General features: G+C 39.4%; 1 protein-coding gene and 1 pseudogene. Both read left to right on the forward strand.

Features of this window, described 5'->3' with window-relative positions; genetic code table 11:
• Nucleotides 1-500: pseudogene (locus ACI2IW_RS13930) on the forward strand (c-type cytochrome biogenesis protein CcmI); the annotation flags it as partial.
• 141 nt (nt 501-641) lie between these two features.
• Entirely contained in the window at nt 642-1,349 is a 708-nt protein-coding gene (gene lspA, locus ACI2IW_RS13935; protein WP_404693963.1) for a signal peptidase II, read from the forward strand.
• Nucleotides 1,350-1,394 lie beyond the last annotated feature (45 nt).

Genomic DNA, 1,394 nt, shown 5'->3' on the forward strand with positions numbered 1-1,394 from the left:
GTAGTAACTTTGCCCAAGCGCAAGGTTGGATTAAACGCTTACAAGGCAGCATTGTGGCCAAACCAGGTGATCATACTAAAGCTTTAGCAAGCTTAGATGAGTTAAGCAACTACGTTAGCACGCAAGAAAAGCAAGCGCTAGAAGGTATTGACGTGACAGTGAAAATTAACGCTAATTTATTACCGTTAGTGAAAGCTGATGATGTGTTGTTTGTTGCGATACGTGACGTTAAAGGAGGTCCACCGTTTGCCGCCAAACGTTTACCCATTAGTATTATCAAGCAAGGTGAGGCTAGTATCCGCTTAAGTAATCTTGATGCGATGATGCCAGATCGCACGTTAAATTCAGCTCGTAGTGACAAAACTCAGTTAGCAGTCGTTGCTCGTATTAGTCATAGCGGTAATGCCATAGCAGAATCAGGCGACTTATCGGGTAATCCTATAATGATTAGCGTTGAACAGACTCAGGTTAATGTTGAAATCAATCAACAGATTCCCTAATAAAAAATTATTACCGTAAGTTTCATAAAACCAGAGCGGTAAGTGGAGCCGTTTATGAAAGTGGCGCGATTAATAATTGTATACCAAAAACATATACGTTTAACATTGTTCATTGTATAAACATAGATAAAGAAAACAACTATGACTGAATCTACCGACAGATTAGATAGTACTAAATTGAATAGCGTTGAATCGGCTAGTACTAATATTGCTGACAATAAAGTACCTATAGCTGTGAGTAGTACTCATCAATCGATTGACTCTAAAACCATGAATCATACGCCTAAAGCTATGTACGTGACTTCAGGCAACTCAATAACACCTAAAGGTAAGTTGGACAAAATGCCAAAAATGGTTGCCAATGGCAGTCGCGCTTTTATCTGGTATTTGTTGGCGATAATGGTATTAATACTTGATCAATGGACTAAGTGGTTGGCCCAAACCACATTAGCGTTCAATGACCCCGTACCGGTCATTGAACCATTTCTCAACTGGACACTCGCTTATAACTATGGGGCAGCATTTAGCTTTTTAGCCAACGCTGGCGGTTGGCAGAAATGGTTTTTCTCAGGCTTAGCTTTTGTAATGGCTATCTTTTTAACGGTTTATTTAATCAAAGCGCCACGTGCAGCCAAGCTATTATCTATGGGGTTGGCCTTAATGCTTGGTGGTGCGATTGGCAACTTAATCGATCGTTTAAGAATTGGTAAAGTGGTTGACTTTATCCATGTGCATTATGCTGATGTATGGAATTATCCTCTTTTCAATGTTGCAGATATAGGTGTCTGTGTCGGTGTCGCATTGATTATAATTGACATGATATTTTTAGAAAGTAAGCGTAATAAATAAGCACATTGATGCCGATTATCACAAACAAAATGAACTAGCGTCGTA

It is taken from the genome of Psychrobacter sp. NPDC078501, from assembly GCF_044900935.1.
In the GTDB taxonomy this organism is placed as follows: Bacteria; Pseudomonadota; Gammaproteobacteria; order Pseudomonadales; family Moraxellaceae; genus Psychrobacter.